The organism is Kitasatospora sp. NPDC004745 (genome assembly GCF_042873275.1).
In the GTDB taxonomy this organism is placed as follows: Bacteria; Actinomycetota; Actinomycetes; order Streptomycetales; family Streptomycetaceae; genus Kitasatospora.
In genome coordinates this window covers 180,945-199,913 of the sequence record NZ_JBIALK010000009.1, presented here as the reverse complement: position 1 = coordinate 199,913, position 18,969 = coordinate 180,945, and the positions used below count along the sequence as shown (strand labels likewise).

15 protein-coding genes and 1 other RNA gene are annotated in these 18,969 nt (G+C 73.0%); 14 read left to right on the top strand and 2 right to left on the bottom strand.

Features of this window, described 5'->3' with window-relative positions; genetic code table 11:
* The first annotated feature begins 225 nt into the window (after nt 1-225).
* The 3 genes from ACFYUY_RS18125 (at nt 226) to prfB (ending at nt 4,780) form a co-directional block, all read left to right on the top strand.
* The gene (locus ACFYUY_RS18125) at nt 226-2,100 is read left to right on the top strand and encodes a serine/threonine-protein kinase (RefSeq protein WP_387901555.1); all 1,875 of its coding nucleotides are present in this window, start codon (nt 226-228) and stop codon (nt 2,098-2,100) included.
* Nucleotides 2,101-2,328: 228 nt separating this feature from the next.
* Nucleotides 2,329-3,588 carry a serine/threonine-protein kinase gene (locus ACFYUY_RS18120; RefSeq protein ID WP_387901552.1) on the top strand — a complete coding sequence of 420 codons (1,260 nt, stop codon included), beginning with the start codon at nt 2,329-2,331 and terminating at the stop codon, nt 3,586-3,588.
* A gap of 79 nt (nt 3,589-3,667) precedes the next feature.
* Nucleotides 3,668-4,780 (top strand): peptide chain release factor 2, encoded by a 1,113-nt coding sequence (gene prfB, locus ACFYUY_RS18115; protein WP_360218068.1) that lies wholly within the window; start codon nt 3,668-3,670, stop codon nt 4,778-4,780.
* A 78-nt stretch (nt 4,781-4,858) separates the two neighbouring features.
* Here the strand turns inward: prfB and ACFYUY_RS18110 are convergent, their stop codons facing one another.
* Nucleotides 4,859-5,053 carry a hypothetical protein gene (locus ACFYUY_RS18110; RefSeq protein WP_030059729.1) on the bottom strand — a complete coding sequence of 65 codons (195 nt, stop codon included), beginning with the start codon at nt 5,051-5,053 and terminating at the stop codon, nt 4,859-4,861.
* A 349-nt stretch (nt 5,054-5,402) separates the two neighbouring features.
* On the opposite strand from ACFYUY_RS18110, the gene ftsE reads away from it, so the two are divergent.
* The 8 genes from ftsE to ACFYUY_RS18070 all read left to right on the top strand — a co-directional run bounded on the left by ftsE (nt 5,403) and on the right by ACFYUY_RS18070 (nt 14,453).
* Nucleotides 5,403-6,092 carry a cell division ATP-binding protein FtsE gene (ftsE, locus tag ACFYUY_RS18105; RefSeq protein ID WP_063349173.1) on the top strand — a complete coding sequence of 230 codons (690 nt, stop codon included), beginning with the start codon at nt 5,403-5,405 and terminating at the stop codon, nt 6,090-6,092.
* A gap of 76 nt (nt 6,093-6,168) precedes the next feature.
* On the top strand, nt 6,169-7,080 hold the full coding sequence (gene ftsX / locus ACFYUY_RS18100) for a permease-like cell division protein FtsX (protein WP_360218064.1): 912 nt from the start codon (nt 6,169-6,171) through the stop codon (nt 7,078-7,080).
* A 111-nt stretch (nt 7,081-7,191) separates the two neighbouring features.
* The gene (locus ACFYUY_RS18095) at nt 7,192-8,337 is read left to right on the top strand and encodes a S41 family peptidase (RefSeq protein ID WP_387901548.1); all 1,146 of its coding nucleotides are present in this window, start codon (nt 7,192-7,194) and stop codon (nt 8,335-8,337) included.
* Nucleotides 8,338-8,400: 63 nt separating this feature from the next.
* Nucleotides 8,401-8,877, top strand: a complete 477-nt coding sequence (gene smpB / locus ACFYUY_RS18090) for an SsrA-binding protein SmpB (protein WP_045695776.1) — start codon at nt 8,401-8,403, stop codon at nt 8,875-8,877.
* Between the two features lie 85 nt (nt 8,878-8,962).
* Nucleotides 8,963-9,345: a transfer-messenger RNA gene (gene ssrA, locus ACFYUY_RS18085) on the top strand.
* A gap of 192 nt (nt 9,346-9,537) precedes the next feature.
* The gene (locus ACFYUY_RS18080) at nt 9,538-11,841 is read left to right on the top strand and encodes a HelD family protein (protein ID WP_387901545.1); all 2,304 of its coding nucleotides are present in this window, start codon (nt 9,538-9,540) and stop codon (nt 11,839-11,841) included.
* A gap of 348 nt (nt 11,842-12,189) precedes the next feature.
* Nucleotides 12,190-13,662, top strand: coding sequence for an NAD-dependent malic enzyme (locus ACFYUY_RS18075; protein WP_360218055.1), 1,473 nt, complete (start codon nt 12,190-12,192; stop codon nt 13,660-13,662).
* Between the two features lie 509 nt (nt 13,663-14,171).
* The gene (locus ACFYUY_RS18070) at nt 14,172-14,453 is read left to right on the top strand and encodes an HU family DNA-binding protein (RefSeq protein ID WP_030059737.1); all 282 of its coding nucleotides are present in this window, start codon (nt 14,172-14,174) and stop codon (nt 14,451-14,453) included.
* Nucleotides 14,454-14,525: 72 nt separating this feature from the next.
* On the opposite strand, the gene murA is transcribed toward ACFYUY_RS18070, so the two are convergent.
* Nucleotides 14,526-15,866 (bottom strand): UDP-N-acetylglucosamine 1-carboxyvinyltransferase, encoded by a 1,341-nt coding sequence (gene murA, locus ACFYUY_RS18065; protein WP_360218250.1) that lies wholly within the window; start codon nt 15,864-15,866, stop codon nt 14,526-14,528.
* 291 nt (nt 15,867-16,157) lie between these two features.
* On the opposite strand from murA, the gene ACFYUY_RS18060 reads away from it, so the two are divergent.
* The 3 genes from ACFYUY_RS18060 to ACFYUY_RS18050 all read left to right on the top strand — a co-directional run bounded on the left by ACFYUY_RS18060 (nt 16,158) and on the right by ACFYUY_RS18050 (nt 18,902).
* Complete coding sequence (locus ACFYUY_RS18060; protein WP_387901541.1) at nt 16,158-16,751, top strand: YqgE/AlgH family protein; 594 nt, start codon at nt 16,158-16,160, stop codon at nt 16,749-16,751.
* 63 nt (nt 16,752-16,814) lie between these two features.
* Entirely contained in the window at nt 16,815-17,090 is a 276-nt protein-coding gene (locus ACFYUY_RS18055; protein ID WP_329929182.1) for a DUF3039 domain-containing protein, read from the top strand.
* A 201-nt stretch (nt 17,091-17,291) separates the two neighbouring features.
* Nucleotides 17,292-18,902 carry a beta-N-acetylhexosaminidase gene (locus ACFYUY_RS18050; RefSeq protein WP_387901540.1) on the top strand — a complete coding sequence of 537 codons (1,611 nt, stop codon included), beginning with the start codon at nt 17,292-17,294 and terminating at the stop codon, nt 18,900-18,902.
* The last annotated feature ends 67 nt before the right edge of the window (nt 18,903-18,969 follow it).

Here is an 18,969-nt window from a genome sequence, read left to right as displayed (position 1 = left end):
CGGAGGGTCAGGTCAACCGGTGCCGGGACGACCCCGTCGACGGGCCCGCCGACCGGCTCCGGACGGTCCCCTAGGGGATGTCCCCCACCACCTCCTGGATGGCCTGCCGGTTGCCTCTGAAACCCGAACGGACACGGTTAGAGTGGCCGCAGACACGGGCCCGGCAGGCTCACCGCACCGGCGGAGGAGCGCCCCGCGCGGGCGGCACGGCGAGGAGTGCGACAGGTGCGGCCAGTCGGCAGCAAGTATCTGCTTGAGGAGACCCTCGGACGGGGTGCCACCGGCACGGTCTGGCGCGGCCGGGTGCGCCCCGACGTCCAGGTGCCGGGCAGCGAGCCGGGGCAGCTGGTGGCCATCAAGGTACTGCGCGAGGAGCTGGCGGCCGACCCGGACGTCGTGATGCGCTTCCTGCGCGAGCGCTCGCTGCTGCTGCGGCTGACCCACCCCAACATCGTCCGGGTCCGCGACCTGGTCGTCGAGGGCGAGCTGCTGGCCCTGGTGATGGACCTCGTCGACGGCCCCGACCTGGCCCGGTACCTGCGCGCCAACGGCCCGTTCAGCCCGATCGCCGGCGCCCTGCTGATGGCCCAGGTCGCGGACGCGCTGGCGGCCAGCCACGCGGACGGGATCGTCCACCGCGACCTCAAGCCGGCCAACGTCCTGCTCTCCTCGCTGCTGGTCGAGGGCACCGAGCAGATGCACCCGATGCTCACCGACTTCGGCATCGCCCGGCTCGCCGACTCCCCGGGCATCACCCGCACCCACGAGTTCGTCGGCACCCCCGCCTACGTCGCCCCGGAGTCCGCCGAGGGCCGGCCGCAGACCTCGGCGGTGGACGTCTACGGCGCCGGGATCATGCTGTACGAGCTGGTCACCGGTCGGCAGCCGTTCCAGGGCGACGGCGCGCTCGCCGTCCTGCAGGCCCACCTGGCGCAGGAGCCGCAGCGGCCCAGCACCATGCCCGAGCCGCTGTGGACGGTCATCGAGCGCTGCCTGCGCAAGGACCCGGCGCAGCGCCCGGGCGCCACCTCGCTGGCCCGCGCGCTGCGCGTGGTGGCGGCCGGGGTCGGGGTGCACGCCTCGCCGGCCGCGGTGGACGAGGCGCTCGCGGTCGGCGCGCTGCTGGTGCCCGACCCGCGGCCGGCCGCCGTCCCCGGCAGCGCCCCGGTCGTCCCGGACCTGGCGCCGCCCTTCCCGGAGGCGCCGCCGGCGGGCCAGGGCGGTTCGCACTACGACCCGGCCGCGGCGACCCGGGTGATGAGCACCCAGCCGCCGGCCGCGCCGCCGTACGGGGCCGCCGACCGCACCCAGGTGATGCCGCCCACGGCCGTGCCGCCGCCCCCGCCCGGTGCGCCGAAGGAGGAGGCGCCGCACCCCTGGCAGACCCAGCTGCAGGCGGCCCGGGACCGCAACCAGCAGACCCAGGTCGGCTACTTCGGCCCGGAGGACTTCGAGGACCCGCAGGTCGCCCCGCCGCCGTTCCAGGCCGGACAGGGCGGCCGGCCGGGCCAGGGCTACCAGCCGCAGCCGCCGGCCGGCTACCGGCAGGACCCGCGGCACCAGGCCCCGCCGCCCGGGTACGCCCAGCGCCCGCCGGTGGCCCCGCCGCCGTACCAGGCCGGACAGGGTGGTCAGGGCGGCCAGGGGGGCTACGGAGGCCAGGGCGGTTACGGCGGCCCGTCGCAGCAGGGCGGCCGCCCGCAGCCGCCCGGCGGCTACCGGCAGGCCCCGGCCGGGTACGGCCAGTCGCAGCCGCAGGGCGGCTACCCACCGCCGCCCCCGCCGGCCCCGGTGCCGCGCCGGGCCGAGCCGCCGGCGCCGCAGCACCGGGAGCCCCCGCAGCGCCGCGAGGAGCCGCGCGAGCAGCCCCGCCGCGAGCCCGCCCCGCCGCGCGAGCGGCGCCCGCGCAGCCGCAACCGGATGTACATCCCGGGGCTCGGCTGCCTCAAGGGCTGCCTGGTGGTGCTGCTGGTGCTGTTCGTGGCCGGGCTGGCGCTGTGGAACTTCACGCCGCTGCCGCACTACTGGGACAACGTCCAGAGCTGGTTCACCACGGTGCGGGACTGGGCGGACGCGCTGTTCGGCAGCTCGAAGAACTGACGCCGGGACGGTTCCGTCCCGCGGGGCCGTCCGGACGCGACACCGCGCCCGGACGGCAGGATTGACGCTTTGTCGACAATTTTCGAGATTTCTCGCCCGGGACTGCCCGTCCGGGGCCCTCAGGCGGCCCGCACGGGGGGTCGGGGCGCGTAGGTTGGTCGCTGTTGTCCCGCCCCACCGAGCGCACCGGGCCCCCCGGAGCGCTCCCGCGCCGCCCACGGAGCAGCATTGGCACGCAAGATCGGCAGCCGGTACACCGTCCACCAGGTCATCGGCCGGGGTTCGGCCGGGACGGTCTGGCTCGGTGAGGGGCCCGACGGCCCGGTCGCGGTCAAGCTGCTGCGCGAGGACCTGGCCGCCGACCAGGTGCTGGTCGGCCGCTTCGTCCAGGAGCGCGCCGCGCTGACCAGCCTCGACCACCCCCGGGTGGTCGGCGTGCGCGACATGGTCGTGGACGGCAGCGACCTCGCCCTGGTGATGGAACTGGTCCAGGGCACCGACCTGCGCTCCCGGCTCGAGCGCGACGGCGCCCTGCCCCCGCAGACCGCCGCCTCGATCATCGCGGACGTCGCCGACGGCCTGGCCGCCGCGCACGCGGCCGGCATCGTCCACCGCGACGTCAAGCCCGAGAACGTGCTGCTCGACCTCGCCGCCGCCCCCGGTCCGGGCGCCGCCCCGCGCGCCAAGCTCACCGACTTCGGCGTCGCCCGCCTGGTCGACGCCCCCCGCCGCACCCGGGCCACCCGGATCATCGGCACCCCCGACTACCTGGCGCCCGAGATCATCGAGGGCCTGGAACCGCGCGCCGCCGTCGACATCTACGCCCTCGCCACCGTGCTCTACGAGCTGCTGGCCGGATCCACCCCCTTCGGCGGCGGGCACACCGGCGCGGTGCTGCGCCGGCACGTCACCGAACAGGTGCCGCCGATCCCCGGCCTGCCGGACGGCCTGTGGCGGATCATCTCCGAGTGCCTGGCCAAGGCCCCGGCCTCGCGGCTGCGCGCCGCCGAGCTGGCCGCCCGGCTGCGCGAGCAGCTGCCCTCGCTGGCCGGCCTGCCGGTGCTGGCGGTGCCCTCCCAGGGCCGGGCCCCGGCCGAGGAGGCGCTCACGCCGGGCGAGGCCGTCTACGCCGAGGTGGACGCCGGCCCGGGCACCCACAAGCGCCGCCGCGGCCCGGCCGTCCCGCTGGTGCCCGGCACCGCCCCCGACTCGACCCGGGACACCCACACCAGCCTGCGCCGCCCGTCCGCGGACGAACTGGCCGCGTACGCCGCCGAGTCCCGCGCCCAGCGCACCGCCCCGGGCGCCGGGCAGCGCCGGGACCGGCAGGCGCTGCTGCGCCGCCGCCGGATGCTGGCCGTGCTGCTGGCCACCGTGCTGCTGCTGGCGGGCGCCGCGGCGGCCTGGACGGCCTTCGCCGACACCGGCCCGGGCGCCCCCCGCCCGGCCCTTCCGGCGGTGCACAGCACGGCTCCGCGGGCGCCGTAGCGGCTGCCGGGGCCGGTGCGGGAGGGCCGGAGGACCCCGGTGTCGTCATGACCACCCCCGGAACCATTACGCTGGGGGCGTGGCAGCCGTCGATCCTTCCGAAGAGCTCAAGAACCTCGAGACGACCCTGGGGTCGATCGAGGCCGTCCTCGACCTGGACAAGATCCGGGCCGACATCGCGGTCCTGGAGGAGGAGGCGGCGGCCCCCAACCTGTGGGACGACGTCGCGTCCGCGCAGAAGGTGACCAGCCGGCTCTCCTTCCTCCAGGGCGAACTGCGCCGGGTCGAGGGCCTGCGCAGCCGGGTCGACGACCTGGGCGTGCTGTTCGAGCTCGCCGAGGCCGAGGACGACGCGGACACCCGCACCGAGGCCGAGGCCGAGCTCGTCGCGCTCCAGAAGGCCGTCGAGGAGCTGGAGGTCCGCACCCTCCTGTCCGGCGAGTACGACGCCCGCGAGGCGCTGATCAACATCCGTGCCGAGGCCGGTGGCGTGGACGCCGCCGACTTCGCCGAGCAGCTGATGCGCATGTACCTGCGCTGGGCCGAGCGGCACGGGTACCCGACCGAGGTGTACGACACCTCGTACGCCGAGGAGGCCGGCATCAAGTCGGCGACCTTCACCGTGAAGGCGCCGTACGCGTACGGCACGCTCTCCGTCGAGCAGGGCACCCACCGCCTGGTCCGCATCTCGCCGTTCGACAACCAGGGCCGCCGGCAGACCTCCTTCGCGGGTGTCGAGGTGCTCCCGGTCGTCGAGCAGTCCGACCACGTCGACATCGACGAGGGCGAGCTGCGGGTGGACGTCTACCGCGCGTCCGGCCCCGGCGGCCAGGGCGTCAACACCACCGACTCGGCGGTGCGCATCACGCACCTGCCGACCGGCATCGTGGTGTCCTGCCAGAACGAGCGCTCGCAGATCCAGAACAAGGCGTCCGCGATGAACGTCCTCCAGGCCAAGCTGCTCGAGCGGCGCCGCCAGGAGGAGAAGGCGGCGATGGACGCGCTCAAGGACAGCGGCAGCTCCTGGGGCAACCAGATGCGCTCCTACGTGCTGCACCCGTACCAGATGGTCAAGGACGTCCGGACGGCGTTCGAGGCCGGCAACCCGCAGGCCGTGCTGGACGGCGACATCGACGGCTTCATCGAGGCCGGCATCCGGTGGCGCAAGCAGCGCGAGACCGCCGCGGAGTAACCGCGCGAGGCAGTGACGAAAGGGCCCCCGACCGAGGTCGGGGGCCCTTTCGTCGTCTCCTCGTCGTCCCGTTCGGGATCAGGCCAGCGCCTGCCGCGCGATCAGCGCCACCGCGAGCAGACCGGCCAGCAGGGCCAGCAGCATCGCGGGGGAGAGCGCGGCGAAGGGCCCCTGCTGCTCCTGCAGCCGGGCCCGGTTGGCGCGGCAGACCGGGCAACGCCCGTCGCTCACGCGGCCGTTGCAGTTGGCGCACACCAGATGGTCGCAGGTCATGCGATCTCCTCCTCGCTGCTACAGCCAACGCACCGGACCGGGCTTTGGTTCCTCTTCTTGCCCTGTGCGGGGGAGCGGCCGGTCGCGGCCGCCACCTCCACTCTGCCAGGTTCTGCCCGTTCCGGCTCCCGGGCTGTGAGATGCCTCGCAATTTTCGGGGCATAACCGGACATTGTCCCCCAGATTCCGGGTGCTGTCCCGTCCAGGCACTGCGAGCCCGCCGCCGCTTCGCGTATGGTCCCAGACCGGGAGCGGCCCTGTCCGCCCCCTCCGCCCGCCCCCGGGCCGGGCGCCCGGGGTGGACCGACCGAGGACTGGCGCCGCCTAGGATGGCCTCCGTGATGCAGCCGTGATCAGATTCGACAACGTCTCCAAGACCTATCCCAAGCAGAACCGTCCCGCCCTGGACAACGTCTCGCTGGAGATCGAGAAGGGCGAGTTCGTCTTCCTGGTCGGCTCGTCCGGCTCGGGCAAGTCCACCTTCCTGCGCCTGTGCCTGCGCGAGGAGCGCCCCTCCACGGGCGAGGTGCACGTGCTGGGCAAGGACCTCGGCAAGCTGTCCAACTGGAAGGTGCCGCACATGCGCCGCCAGCTGGGCACCGTGTTCCAGGACTTCCGCCTGCTGCCGAACAAGACGGTCGCGCAGAACGTCGCCTTCGCGCTGGAGGTGATCGGCAAGCCCAAGAGCGCCATCAACAAGGTGGTGCCCGAGGTGCTGGAGCTGGTCGGCCTCGGCGGCAAGGAGGACCGCATGCCGGGCGAGCTCTCCGGTGGTGAGCAGCAGCGCGTCGCGATCGCCCGCGCCTTCGTGAACCGCCCGATGCTGCTGATCGCGGACGAGCCCACCGGCAACCTCGACCCGCAGAACTCGGTCGGCATCATGAAGCTGCTCGACCGCATCAACCGCACCGGGACCACGGTGCTCATGGCGACCCACGACCAGGCCATCGTCGACCAGATGCGCAAGCGCGTCATCGAGCTCGACAAGGGGCTGCTCGTCCGCGACCAGGCCCGCGGCGTCTACGGGTACCAGCACTGACCGACCGGCGCTGAACCCGTGGGCCCGTCCGCCCGCGTCGCCAGACCAGCAGTACCGACCCTGGAGTGTTTCCCGCATGCGTGCCCAGTTCGTCCTGTCGGAGATCGGTGTGGGTCTCCGCCGCAACCTGACGATGACCATCGCGGTCGTGGTCAGCGTCGCGCTCTCCCTCGCCCTCGCCGGTTCCTCGCTCCTGGTCCGCGACCAGGTGAACTCCATGAAGGGGTACTGGTACGACAAGGTCGAGGTGAGCATCTACTTCTGCACCAAGTCGGACGCCCGCAACTCGCCCCAGTGCGACAAGGGTGCGGCGACCGACCAGCAGGTGCAGGACATCAAGGCCCAGCTGGACAAGATGGACTCGGTCGTCCAGTCCTCGACGTTCGAGAGCTCGGCCGAGGCGTACAAGCACTGGAAGGAGATGAACCCGGACAACCCGCTCATCTCCGTCCTGGGCCCGGACGCCATGCCGCAGTCCTGGCGGGTCAAGCTCAACGACCCGACCAAGTACGACGTCATCCAGAGCGCCTTCGCGGGCAAGCCCGGCGTCAAGTCGGTCGAGGACCAGCGGAAGATCCTGGAGAACCTGTTCGGCCTGCTCAACGGCCTGCAGACGGCGGCCTTCGTGATCATGGTGCTGATGCTGTTCGTCGCCCTGCTGCTGATCGTGAACACCGTCCGGGTCTCGGCGTACAGCAGGCGGCGCGAGACCGGCATCATGCGCCTGGTCGGTGCCTCGAACTTCTACGTCCAGATGCCGTTCATCGCCGAGGCCGCGTTCTCCGCGCTGCTCGGCGCGGTGATGGCCTCCGGACTGCTGGTCGGCGGGCACTTCTTCGTCCAGGGCTGGCTGGCCGACCGGGTGCAGTTCATCCACTTCATCGGCCTCGGCTCGGTGCTCGCGGTGATACCGCTGCTGGTCGTGGTCGGTATGGGCATGGCCGGTGTGGCGGCGTTCTTCACGCTCCGCAAGTACCTCAAGGTCTGACCCCGAGGGCCCCGGCGGCCCCGGACGGCACTGCGCCGTCCGGGGCCGCCGCCGTTCCGCCGTCGGTCGTTCCGGCCCGGCGCGGCCGACGCGTGTCTACACTCCGGTGCCATGCTGGAAACTCCGCGCAGGGCACGTCAGGTGGCCACCCTCAGCCTGGTGTTCGGCGTCGTGCTGCTGGCCGGGGCCGCCTCCGGCGCCTGGGGCGACCCCGCCGACCCGGTGCGCCGCTCGTCCGCCGACACCGCCCCGGTGGCGGCCGCCGCCGCGGGCCCGCCCGCGGACCCGGCCGGGTCCGCACTGTCCGAGCAGCAGGCCGAGCACCTGCTCGGGGCCAACGGCGACCGCTGGGGCGCCTACTACAGCGCCCAGGAGTACGCCGAGTTCACCCAGGGCCTGGACGGCCGCTACCTCGGCGTCGGCCTCTCCGTGGGCCGCGGTGAGGACGGCGTCACCGCCGTCTCCCAGGTCGCCCCCGGGGGGCCCGCCGCCACCGCCGGGATCGCCGCCGGGGACCGGCTGCTGCGGATCGACCAGGACCAGGCCGACCGGCTGCCGGTCACCGAGGTGGTGGCCCGGCTGCGCGGCCGGGACGGCGAGCGCAAGGCCGGCAGCGAGGTCACCCTCGCCGTGCAGCGCGGCACCGGCGAGATCCGCGAACTGCAGCTGCGCAGGGCCCTGCTGGACAGCCGGCAGGTCACCGCCGAGCACCTGGACAAGGGCGTGCTGCGGATCGCCGTCCGGGCCTTCACCAGCGGAGTGACGGACCAGGTGCGCGCCGCCCTGCGCGTCCCGCACACCGGCGTGGTGCTCGATCTGCGCGGCAACTCGGGCGGGTTGGTCGAGGAGGCCGCCGGCACCGCCGGGATCTTCCTGGACGGCGGCCCGGTCGGCTCGTACCAGGAGCGCGGCGGGACGAGGGAGTTGACCGCCCCGCCCGGCGGCGACCAGCGCACCCCGCTGGTGGTGCTGGTCGACGGCGGCACGATGAGCGCCGCCGAGCTGCTCACCGGCGCCCTCCAGGACCGCAGCCGCGCCGTGGTGGTGGGCTCCCGGACCTTCGGCAAGGGCACCGTCCAGCAGCCCAGCCGGCTCGCCGACGGCGCCGTCCTGGAGCTGACCGTGGGCCGCTACTACACCCCGGCCGGCCGCTCCCCGGAGGGCACCGGCCTCGCCCCGGACGTCCCGGCGACCGCCGGCGAGGACGCCGACGCGCTCGCCCTGCGGGTGCTGGCCGGGCTCGGAACCCGCGCCTGAGGGCCGGGACCCGCGGCTAAAGGGGCTGCCCCGCCCGGCCCGAAGTGCGAGAATGGCCGCGCTATGGCAAAGGAAACCGGACAGAAGCTGATCGCGCAGAACAAGAAGGCGCGACACGAGTACACGATCCTCGACACCTACGAGTGCGGCCTCGTGCTCACCGGCACCGAGGTGAAGTCACTGCGCGAGGGGAGGGCCAACCTGGTCGACGGCTACGCGTACATCCAGAACCACGAGGCCTGGATCGACAACGTCTTCATCCCCGAGTACACCCAGGGGACGTGGACCAACCACGCGGCCCGGCGCAAGCGCAAGCTGCTGCTGCACAAGCTGGAGATCCGCAAGATCGAGACCAAGGTCCGCGACGCGGGCCACACGCTGGTCCCGCTCTCGCTGTACTTCAAGGACGGCCGGGTGAAGCTCGAACTCGCGCTCGCGGTCGGCAAGAAGCTGTACGACAAGCGGCAGACGCTGCGCGAGAAGCAGGACACCCGCGAGACGGCGCGTGCCGTGGCGGCCGCCCGGCGCCGCCAGGGTTAATCCGCTGGACCCTCGCCCGTCGCCTCGCGTACTATGGCGCCAGCAACACGGACGGTCACCGTCCGGCTGTTTCTCAACAAAACATGGGGATGATCGGTTTCGACAGGGGATGTTGAAACAGGGGAAGCGAGCCGAGGAACGCGGCAATGATCTCGTTAACCACGTGTCGCAAAAAAATAATCGCCAACTCTAAGCGCGATTCCCAGCAGTTCGCTCTCGCTGCCTAATTAAGCAACGATAGCGCTTGGGTGTCAGACCGGGGGGTTCCCGACCCGGACCCTGGCATAATCTAGGGAACTCAACCGTCCGCCCGGGCTGCGGGGGTGGATGGGAAATCAAACAGCAGCTGGGCCTGTTGGCGGCTCGTCCGTGTGACCGCCAGGGCCGAGAAAAGCACAGCGGACTGCGCTCGGAGAAGCCCTGAATTAACTCCACTGGACCCGGGTTCGATTCCCGGCATCTCCACCACCCCATGTTCACAGTGAAGGCCGTCCACCGCTCAGCGGGGGGCGGCCTTCGCGCTGTCCGCGCACCGGCCGCCGTGTCCGAACCGATGCGCCTCCGACGCCGTCCCGGTGCGGCGCGCCGCACCGGCCGGGGCGTAGGATCATCCGTCCGCTCGTTTTCCGGAGCCGGATATCCGCCGCAACCACCGAGGCCATGCAGAGCAACACGGACACCACCCCCGCCGCCGACCACGAGACCGTGCGCGAACGCGAGATCGCCGGCGAGCAGCAGCACCTGGACACCGTCTACCACCGGCTGGAGGAGAAGCTCGCCGAGGCCGAGTACATCCTGGAGGACGCCGCCAAGCGGGTGCAGGTCGGCACCCCCGGTGCGCTGGCCGAGCGCGACGCCCAGGTCTACCGGGCCGGTGCCCACCTCCAACGGCTCAACAACGAGTTCGAGGACTTCCTGTTCGGCCGGATCGACCTCCAGCGGGCGGACGCCCCGGAGGAGCACGGCATCCCGTCGAACACCCCGCTCGACCCGGCCGATCCGGCCGTCGCCGAGACCCTCCACATCGGCCGCCTCGGCGTCCTCGACGCCGAGTACGGCCCGCTGGTGATCGACTGGCGGGCCCCCGCCGCCGCGCCCTTCTACCGGGCCACCCCGGTCGAGCCCGGCCGGGTGATCCGCCGCCGGGTGATCCGCTCCAAGGGCCGCCGGGTGATCGGCGTCGAGGACGACCTGCTGCGCCCCGACCTCACGCCCACCCTGGACGGTGAGGAGCTGGCCGTGGTCGGCGACGGCGCCCTGATGGCCTCGCTCGGCCGCGCCCGCAGCCACTCGATGCGCGACATCGTCTCCTCCATCCAGAAGGAGCAGGACGAGGTGATCCGCGCCGCCGCGGCCGGCGCCACCCTCGTCACCGGCGGCCCCGGCACCGGCAAGACCGCGGTGGCCCTGCACCGGGCCGCCTACCTGCTGTACCAGGACCGCCGCCGCTACGCCGGGGGCATCCTGGTGGTCTCGCCGACCCCGCTGCTGGTCTCCTACACCGAGGGCGTACTGCCCTCGCTCGGCGAGGAGGGCCAGGTCGCCATCCGGGCGGTCGGCTCGCTGGTGGACGGCATCGAGGCGGGCACCTACGACAGCCCCGAGACGGCCCGGGTCAAGGGCTCGGCCCGGATGGTGCAGCTGCTGCGCCGGGCCGCCAGGGCGGCGCTGGAGCTGGGCGCGCCGCAGGAGCTGAAGGTGGTCGCCCGGGGCGAGGTGCTCAGGCTGGACGCGGGCCGCCTCAAGGCCGTGCGGGGCAACGTGATCGGCTCCGGCGGCACCCCGCTGAACCTGCTGCGCCCGCGCGCCCGCCGGCTGCTGCTGGACGCCCTGTGGCAGGAGGCCACCCGGCACCTGCCCAGGCCCGCCGACCACTACGCCCGCGAGCAGCGCCAGGAGGAGAAGGAGTCCTTCGACGAGTACGTCTCGGACGAGGCGTCCTTCCTGGACTTCCTGGACGCCTGGTGGCCGGCCCTGAGCCCGCGCCGGGTGCTCGGCACGCTCAAACACCACCGGCACACCAACCGGATCGCCCGTCGGGCCGTCACGCCGGACGAGGCGCGGCTGCTGGCCGGTTCCTGGCGCCACCTGTCGCCGAAGGGCGAGGGCGCGCTGTCCGCCCACGACGTCGCGCTGGTCGACGAGCTGCAGGTGCTGCTCGGCGAGCCGGCCCGGCCGAAGGTGCGCGAGGTGGACGCGGTCGACCTGCTGAGCGGTCTGGACGAGGTCACCACCTTCGCGGACCGCAGCTCCCGCCAGCGGGCGAAGGGGCCGGTGGAGCGGACCGAGTACGCGCACGTGATCGTGGACGAGGCGCAGGACCTCACCCCGATGCAGTGGCGGATGATCGGCCGCCGGTCCCGGATGGCGACCTGGACGATCGTCGGGGACCCGGCGCAGTCCTCCTGGCCGTTCCCGCAGGAGGCCCAGGCCGCGATGGACGAGGTGCTGTCCGGGAAGCCGCGCCGGCGCTTCACGCTGACCGTCAACTACCGCAACCCGGCCGAGATCGCCGAGGTCGCGGCCAAGGTGCTGGCGCTGGCCGCGCCGGGCACCCCGTCGCCGAGCGCGGTGCGCCGGGTCGGCGTGGAGCCGCGCTTCGCGGCCGTCACCGCCCCCGGGGCGGAGGCCTTCGGGGCGGGGGCCCGGGCCGAGCTGGAACGGCTGCTGACCGAGGTGGACGGCACCGTGGCGATCGTGGTGCCGATGGACCGGCGGGCCGAGGCGGCCGGCTGGGCCGAGGGCCTGGGCGAGCGGGTGGTGGCGCTGGGCAGCCTGGAGGCGAAGGGCCTGGAGTACGACGCCACGGTGGTGGCCGACCCGACCGGCATCGCCGGCGAGTCGGAGGCCGGCCTGCGGGTGCTGTACGTCGCGCTGACCAGGGCGACCCAGCGGCTGACCGTGCTGTCCGGCCCGGACGACCTGCCGGACGCGGCCGGCGTGCCGGCGCTGCTGCACGACTGACGGCCGGACAGGTCCGGGCGCGTCCGGGCACGCAGAAGGCCCCTCACCCGCGGGTGAGGGGCCTTCAGACGCTAGTGACACCGACCCGCCATGCTCGCCTCGCGGCAAGTGGTCCCTCGAAGGGACGAAGGTTGGGCCCGGGGGCTTGGATCGAGCCGGTGTCCCGTCCAATGTAACGCATCGGCCCGGAGAGGCAAGGAGTCGTCGCCCCCTTGTCGGATCCGCACACTCAATGAACGTTATTTCTGGCTACCCCTTGGAAGGTGCGACGATCGAGGTCTAGCATGCGGCAGGCGATGCCTTCAACAAAATGTTGAACCTGCCGACGGACGGAAGAAGGAAGCGTCGATGGCGACGGTGCCCAGTGTCTCGAACTCGATCACGGTGCGGCTGGAGGTCCCGGCGCGGGGCAACGCCGTGAGCGCGATCACCACCGCCGTGGAGTCCTCCGGCGGTTCGGTGACCGGCCTCGACGTGACGGCCTCCGGCCTGGAGGCGCTGCGGATCGACGTCACCGTGGCGGCCTCGTCCGTCGCGCACGGCGAGGAGATCGTCGAGAAGCTCCGGGCCATCGACGGCGTGTCGATCGGCAAGGTCTCGGACCGGACCTTCCTGATGCACCTCGGCGGCAAGATCGAGATGTCGTCCAAGCTGCCCATCCGCAACCGTGACGACCTCAGCATGATCTACACCCCGGGCGTGGCCCGGGTCTGCATGGCGATCGCCGAGAACCCCGAGGACGCCCGCCGCCTCACCATCAAGCGCAACAGCGTCGCCGTGGTCACCGACGGCTCCGCGGTGCTGGGCCTGGGCAACATCGGCCCGGCCGCCGCGCTGCCGGTCATGGAGGGCAAGGCGGCCCTGTTCAAGCGCTTCGCCGGCATCGACGCCTGGCCGATCTGCCTGGACACCCAGGACACCGACGAGATCGTCGCCATCGTCAAGGCGATCGCCCCGGGCTTCGCGGGCATCAACCTGGAGGACATCTCCGCGCCGCGCTGCTTCGAGATCGAGGCCCGGCTGCGCGAGGCCCTCGACATCCCGGTCTTCCACGACGACCAGCACGGCACCGCGATCGTGGTGCTCGCGGCCCTCACCAACGCCCTGAAGGTGGTCGGCAAGGACATCGCCGACATCCGGGTGGTGATGTCGGGCGCCGGCGCCGCCGGGACGGCGATCCTCAAGCTGCTGCTGGCCGCCGGCGTCGAGCACGCCACCGTGGCGGACGTCCGCGGCGTGGTCCACCAGGGCCGGGAGGACCTCAACGAGAGCCTGCGCTGGATCGCCGAGCACACCAACCGCTCGGGCCGCACCGGCAGCCTCAAGGAGGCCGTGGCGGGCGCGGACGTCTTCATCGGCGTCTCGGCCCCGAACGTCCTGGACGGCGACGACCTGGCCACCATGGCCGAGGACGCGATCGTCTTCGCGCTGGCCAACCCCGACCCGGAGGTCGACCCGGCGATCGCCCGGCAGACCGCCGCCGTGGTCGCCACCGGCCGCAGCGACTTCCCGAACCAGATCAACAACGTGCTGGTCTTCCCGGGTGTCTTCCGCGGCCTGCTGGACGCCCAGAGCCGCACCGTCAACACCGAGATGATGATCGCCGCCGCCCGGGCGCTGGCCACCACCGTGGCCGACGACGAGCTGAACGCCAACTACATCATCCCCAGCGTGTTCCACAAGGACGTCGCCAAGACGGTGGCCTCGGCGGTGCGCGAGGCGGCGCTGGCGGGCGCCCAGGAGCGCCCGGAGGAGTCCCGTCCGACCCCCGGCATCGTCGGCACCCTCGACACCTCCTCCTTCCCCACCGTCAAGCTCTGACCGGCGAGTCCGCCGACGTGTCGCGGATCGGTCAAATGTCCGAATCGCGGCCATACCCGCCCAAGCCCGCCCCGAACCCTTGCGACACAAGGGCGAGGGGCGTGTTTGGGCTTGTCAGTCCCAGGGCGTACGGTAGCCCTGCACGGGGCAGGCGTGTCCGACAAGTACGGAACGTCCCCCTGGTCTTCCGGCGTGTCGTCCCGACCGCCGCCCGCGCCCGGTCCGCCGGAGCCGACGGAGCGTCACACCTCCAACGGGCGGGCGTTGTTCGGGTGGCTCGGCCGGGGCCCGATTGGCTTTCTCGGGGCCGGTCGGGGCAGGATTCGTATCCAGGCAGGCGGACGGGCCTTCTACGGCACCGACGCGCGGCATCGGGTACGGACCCGGCCTGCGACCACGCATTGCCTGCATGAGCACAGTGTGCGGACCTGCGGCCCATCCGGGTGCCCCCCGGTGGGAGCACCGATGGGCCCCCGCACACCGCAAGCGAACAGACCACAGGAGTACACATGAACCGCAGTGAGCTGGTGGCCGCGCTGTCCGAGCGCGCCGAGGTGACCCGCAAGGACGCCGACGCCGTTCTGGCCGCCTTCGCCGAGATCGTCGGCGAGGTCGTCGCCAAGGGCGACGAGAAGGTCACCATTCCCGGTTTCCTGACCTTCGAGCGCACCCACCGCGCTGCCCGCACCGCCCGCAACCCGCAGACCGGCGAGCCGATCCAGATCGCGGCCGGCTACAGCGCCAAGGTGAGCGCCGGCTCCAAGCTGAAGGAAGCCGCCAAGGGCGCCTGAACCACCCCTTGAACGCCCGAGAGGCCGGGCTCCCCGCGGGGAGCCCGGCCTCTCGCCGTTCCACCGGACCGGTCAGGCGTCGACCAGCTGCTCGGCCGGCAGCTCGACGTGGGCGCCCAGGTCCCGCAGCTTGTCCATGAAGTTCTCGTAGCCGCGGTTGATCAGGTCGATGCCGTGCACGGTCGAGGTGCCCTCGGCCGCCAGCGCCGCGATCAGGTACGAGAAGCCGCCGCGCAGGTCGGGGATGACCAGCTCGGAGCCCATCAGCTTGGACGGGCCGGAGACGACCGCCGAGTGCAGGAAGTTGCGCGCGCCGAAGCGGCACGGGGTGCCGCCCAGGCACTCGCGGTACAGCTGGATGTGCGCGCCCATCTGGTTCAGCGCGCCGGTGAAGCCCAGCCGGGACTCGTAGACCGTCTCGTGGACGATGGACAGGCCGGTGGCCTGGGTCAGCGCGACCACCAGCGGCTGCTGCCAGTCGGTCTGGAAGCCCGGGTGCACGTCGGTCTCCAGGGCGATCGCCTTGAGTTCGCCGCCCGGGTGCCAGAAGCGGATGCCCTCGTCGTCCACCTCGAAGGCGCCGCCGACCTTCCGGAAGGTGTTGAGGAAGGTCATCATCTCCAGCTGGCGGGCGCCGCGGACGTAGATGTCGCCCTTGGTGGCGAGCGCCGCGCAGGCCCAGGAGGCGGCCTCCAGGCGGTCCGGCAGCGCGCGGTGGTTGTAGCCGTTCAGCTCGTCCACACCGGTGATCAGGATCGTCCGGTCGGTGCCCAGCGTGATGATCGAGCCCATCTTCTGCAGGACGCAGATCAGGTCGACGATCTCCGGCTCGATGGCCGCGTTGCGCAGCTCGGTGACGCCCTCGGCGAGGACGGCGGTGAGCAGCACCTGCTCGGTCGCGCCGACCGAGGGGTAGGGCAGCTCGATCTTGGTGCCGCGCAGCCGCTGCGGGGCGACCAGGTAGGTGCCCTGCGGGTGCTTCTCGATGGTGGCGCCGAACTGGCGCAGCACCTCGAAGTGGAAGTCGACCGGGCGGCCGCCGATGTCGCAGCCGCCGAGGCCCGGGATGAAGGCGTGGCCCAGGCGGTGCAGGAGCGGGCCGCAGAACAGGATCGGGATCCGCGAGGAGCCGGCGTGCGCGTCGATGTCGGCGACGTTCGCACTCTCGACGTGGGAGGGGTCGAGGATCAGCTCGCCGTCCTCGTCGCCGGTCCGCACGGTGACCCCGTGCAGCTGGAGCAGGCCGCGGACCACCTTGACGTCGCGGATGTCCGGGACGTTCCGCAGTCTGCTGGGGCCCTGGCCGAGCAGGGCGGCGACCATGGCCTTGGGGACCAGGTTCTTCGCGCCGCGGACGCGGATCTCGCCTTCGAGCGGGTTTCCGCCGTGGACCAGCAGGACGTCGTCGGTCATCGTTCTCGCAATCCGGGGTGCCAGAGGAGTGGGGAAGGCTCCGGTGGGAGCCGTCGGTGGACCGGATGGTACGGGCGCGCTCGGGCCCCCGGCGAAACCGAGTCGGCACCGTGTAAGGGCGTCCACCATCCGTAGATGGTAGTGGGCGTCCCGATGGTTCCCGTGAGCCTCTCCCGTGATGGTGCTCTCTCCGGGTGCCGGGCCGCCCGCCGGTGCGTCCGTACGGGTGTTCGTCCGGCGTGTCGGGGTTTCGAGCGTTGCGGTGCCCCGACGGCGCCGTTCTGCGGGATCATGTGTGGCATGACGGCGGCCCATTCGCACGCAGGCCGGTCCCACACCGGCCGTCTGCTCGTCGCGACGCCCGTGCTCACCGACCCGAACTTCGCCCGGGCGGTGGTGCTGCTCCTCGACCACGACGCCGAGGGGGCGCTCGGCGTGGTCCTCAACCGGCCGACGCCGGTCGAGGTCGGCAGCGTGCTGGACGGCTGGGGGCGGCTGGTCGGCCGGCCCGCCGTGGTCTTCCAGGGCGGCCCGGTGGCGCTGGACTCGGCGCTCGGCCTCGCGGTGGCGCCGGGCGACCCGGGCACCGGCGAGCCGCTCGGCTGGCGGCGGGTGCACGGGGCGATCGGCCTGGTGGACCTGGAGGCGCCGCCCGAGGTGCTGGCCGGGGAGCTGGGCAGCCTGCGGATCTTCGCCGGGTACGCCGGCTGGTCGCCCGGCCAGCTGGAGGCGGAGCTGGAGAGCGGCGCCTGGTACCTGGTGGACTGCGAGCCGGGGGACGTCTCCAGCCCCGAGCCGGAGCGGCTCTGGCGCTCGGTGCTGCGCCGCCAACGCGGGCCGCTCGCACTGCTCGCGACGTACCCGGACGACCCGACGCTGAACTGAACCGGGGGCCCCGGCGGCACGACACTGGCCCGGTTTCCCGGGCCGCCCATAGACTTGGCACCTATGAGCACTCTTGAGCCCGAGCGCGGCCTCGGCACCGGAACCCTGGTCGAGCCCGTCCCGCAGGTGTCCAACGGGGACGGCGACCACGAGCGCTTCGCCCACTACGTCCAGAAGGACAAGATCATGGAGAGCGCGCTCTCCGGGTCGCCCGTGGTGGCGCTGTGCGGCAAGGTGTGGGTGCCCGGGCGCGACCCGAAGAAGTACCCGGTCTGCCCGATGTGCAAGGAGATCTACGACGGCATCGGCAAGCCGCAGGGCGGCGACGACGACAAGTAGGACCGGCCGGTCCGCGCGGCGTCGCCCCGGGTGACGCCGCGGCGTGCGGACCGTCCGCGGGGGTGCCGCGCGCGGTACCCGGTCCGCGCCGTCGTGCGCGGCCGTTCCGCACGGCGTCGTTCTGCACGGTGCCGTTTTGCATGGTGCCGCGTTTCCGGATTGGTCTATGCCAGTCGTCCGGGGCGGGGGCAGGATGTCGGGATGGACCTCATCCCCGCACCCTCGAGTGCCGTCCGCCGCCCGGACGGGGACTTCCCCCTCGACGACGCCACCACGCTGACCGCGCCGCCCGTCCTGGCCGACGCCGAGCGCTGGCTGCGCGGCGCGCTGGGCGCCGCCACCGGGCTGCCGCTCGGCCCCGGCCGTCCGGGTGCGGGGATCGAGCTGGTCCAGGACGACGCGCTGGGCCCGGAGGCGTACCGGATCGCGGTGCGCCCCGGCCACGCCCTGGTCGCCGCGGGCGGGCCGGCCGGCGCGCTGTGGGGCGCGCAGACGCTGCGCCAGCTGCTCGGCCCGGACGCGTACCGCCGCTCCCCGCTGCGCCGCAGCGGCTGGGTGCTGCCCGGCGCGGACATCGCGGACGCCCCGCGGTTCGGCTGGCGCGGCGCGCTGCTCGACGTCGCCCGGCACTTCCTCCCCAAGGCGGACGTGCTGCGCTTCGTCGACCTGCTGGCCGCGCACAAGCTCAACGTGCTGCACCTGCACCTGACCGACGACCAGGGCTGGCGGGTCGAGATCAAGCGCTACCCGGCGCTGACCGCGCGCGGAGCCTGGCGGGAGCGCTCGATGGTCGGCTACCGCTCCGCCGGTCGGCGCGACGACCGCCCGCACGGCGGCTACTACACCCAGGACGACCTGCGCGAGATCGTCGCCTACGCGGCCGCGCGCGGGGTCACCGTCGTCCCGGAGATCGACCTGCCCGGCCACACCCAGGCCGCCGTCGCCGCCTACCCCGAGCTGGGCAACACCGACGTGGTGGACACCGCCGCGCTCGGCGTTTGGACGGACTGGGGCGTCAGCCACAACGTGCTCAACGCCTCCGAGGCGACCCTGCGCTTCTTCGAGGGGGTGCTGGAGGAGGTCCTGGAGCTCTTCCCGTCCGAGTTCGTCCACCTCGGCGGCGACGAGTGCCCCAAGGAGCAGTGGAAGGACAGCGCCGCCGCCCAGGCCCGGATCCGCGAGCTCGGCCTGGCCAACGAGGACGAGCTGCAGAGCCACGTGATCCGGCACTTCGACCGCTGGCTGGCGGAGCGCGGGCGCCGGCTGATCGGCTGGGACGAGATCCTGGAGGGCGGTCTGGCGCCGGGCACCGCCGTCTCCTCCTGGCGCGGCTTCGGCGGGGGGATCGCCGCCGCGCGGGCCGGGCACGACGTGGTGATGTGCCCCGAGCAGCACGTCTACCTCGACCACCGGCAGGCGGACGGGCCGGACGAGCCGATCCCGGTGGGCTTCGTGCGGACGCTGGAGGACGTCTACCGCTTCGAGCCGGTGCCGGAGCAGCTGGACGAGACCGCCGCCCGGCGGGTGATCGGCACCCAGGCCAACCTGTGGAGCGAGTTCGCGGACAGCGCCCGGGACGTCGACTACCGGGCCTTCCCCCGGCTGGTGGCCTTCGCCGAGGTCGCCTGGTCGGACCTGCCGGCGGTGCCCGCGGAGCGCGACTACGCGGGCTTCGAGCGCCGCCTGCGGGGGCACCTGCGGGTGCTGGACGCGCTCGGCGTGGAGTACCGCCCGGTCGAGGGCCCGCACCCCTGGCAGCGCCGGCCCGGGGTGGCCGGCCGCCCGATCGAGGGCCCGCCGCCGGTGCGGTGATCCCGCCGACGTCGGGGTCCGGGGATCCCGCGGTGCCGCTTCGGGAACTTCTGAGTGGTCATCTGAC

Bases quoted from the DNA above. Each gene is read 5' to 3' on its own strand.
- ACFYUY_RS18060 (WP_387901541.1), top strand. From the start codon at position 16,158: ATGTGTGGCATGACGGCGGCCCATTCGCACGCAGGCCGGTCCCACACC.
- ACFYUY_RS18075 (WP_360218055.1), top strand. From the start codon at position 12,190: ATGGCGACGGTGCCCAGTGTCTCGAACTCGATCACGGTGCGGCTGGAG.
- ACFYUY_RS18095 (WP_387901548.1), top strand. From the start codon at position 7,192: ATGCTGGAAACTCCGCGCAGGGCACGTCAGGTGGCCACCCTCAGCCTG.
- ACFYUY_RS18110 (WP_030059729.1), bottom strand. From the start codon at position 5,053: ATGACCTGCGACCATCTGGTGTGCGCCAACTGCAACGGCCGCGTGAGC.
- ACFYUY_RS18070 (WP_030059737.1), top strand. From the start codon at position 14,172: ATGAACCGCAGTGAGCTGGTGGCCGCGCTGTCCGAGCGCGCCGAGGTG.
- smpB (WP_045695776.1), top strand. From the start codon at position 8,401: ATGGCAAAGGAAACCGGACAGAAGCTGATCGCGCAGAACAAGAAGGCG.
- murA (WP_360218250.1), bottom strand. From the start codon at position 15,866: ATGACCGACGACGTCCTGCTGGTCCACGGCGGAAACCCGCTCGAAGGC.
- ACFYUY_RS18080 (WP_387901545.1), top strand. From the start codon at position 9,538: ATGCAGAGCAACACGGACACCACCCCCGCCGCCGACCACGAGACCGTG.
- ACFYUY_RS18050 (WP_387901540.1), top strand. From the start codon at position 17,292: ATGGACCTCATCCCCGCACCCTCGAGTGCCGTCCGCCGCCCGGACGGG.
- ftsX (WP_360218064.1), top strand. From the start codon at position 6,169: ATGCGTGCCCAGTTCGTCCTGTCGGAGATCGGTGTGGGTCTCCGCCGC.
- ACFYUY_RS18055 (WP_329929182.1), top strand. From the start codon at position 16,815: ATGAGCACTCTTGAGCCCGAGCGCGGCCTCGGCACCGGAACCCTGGTC.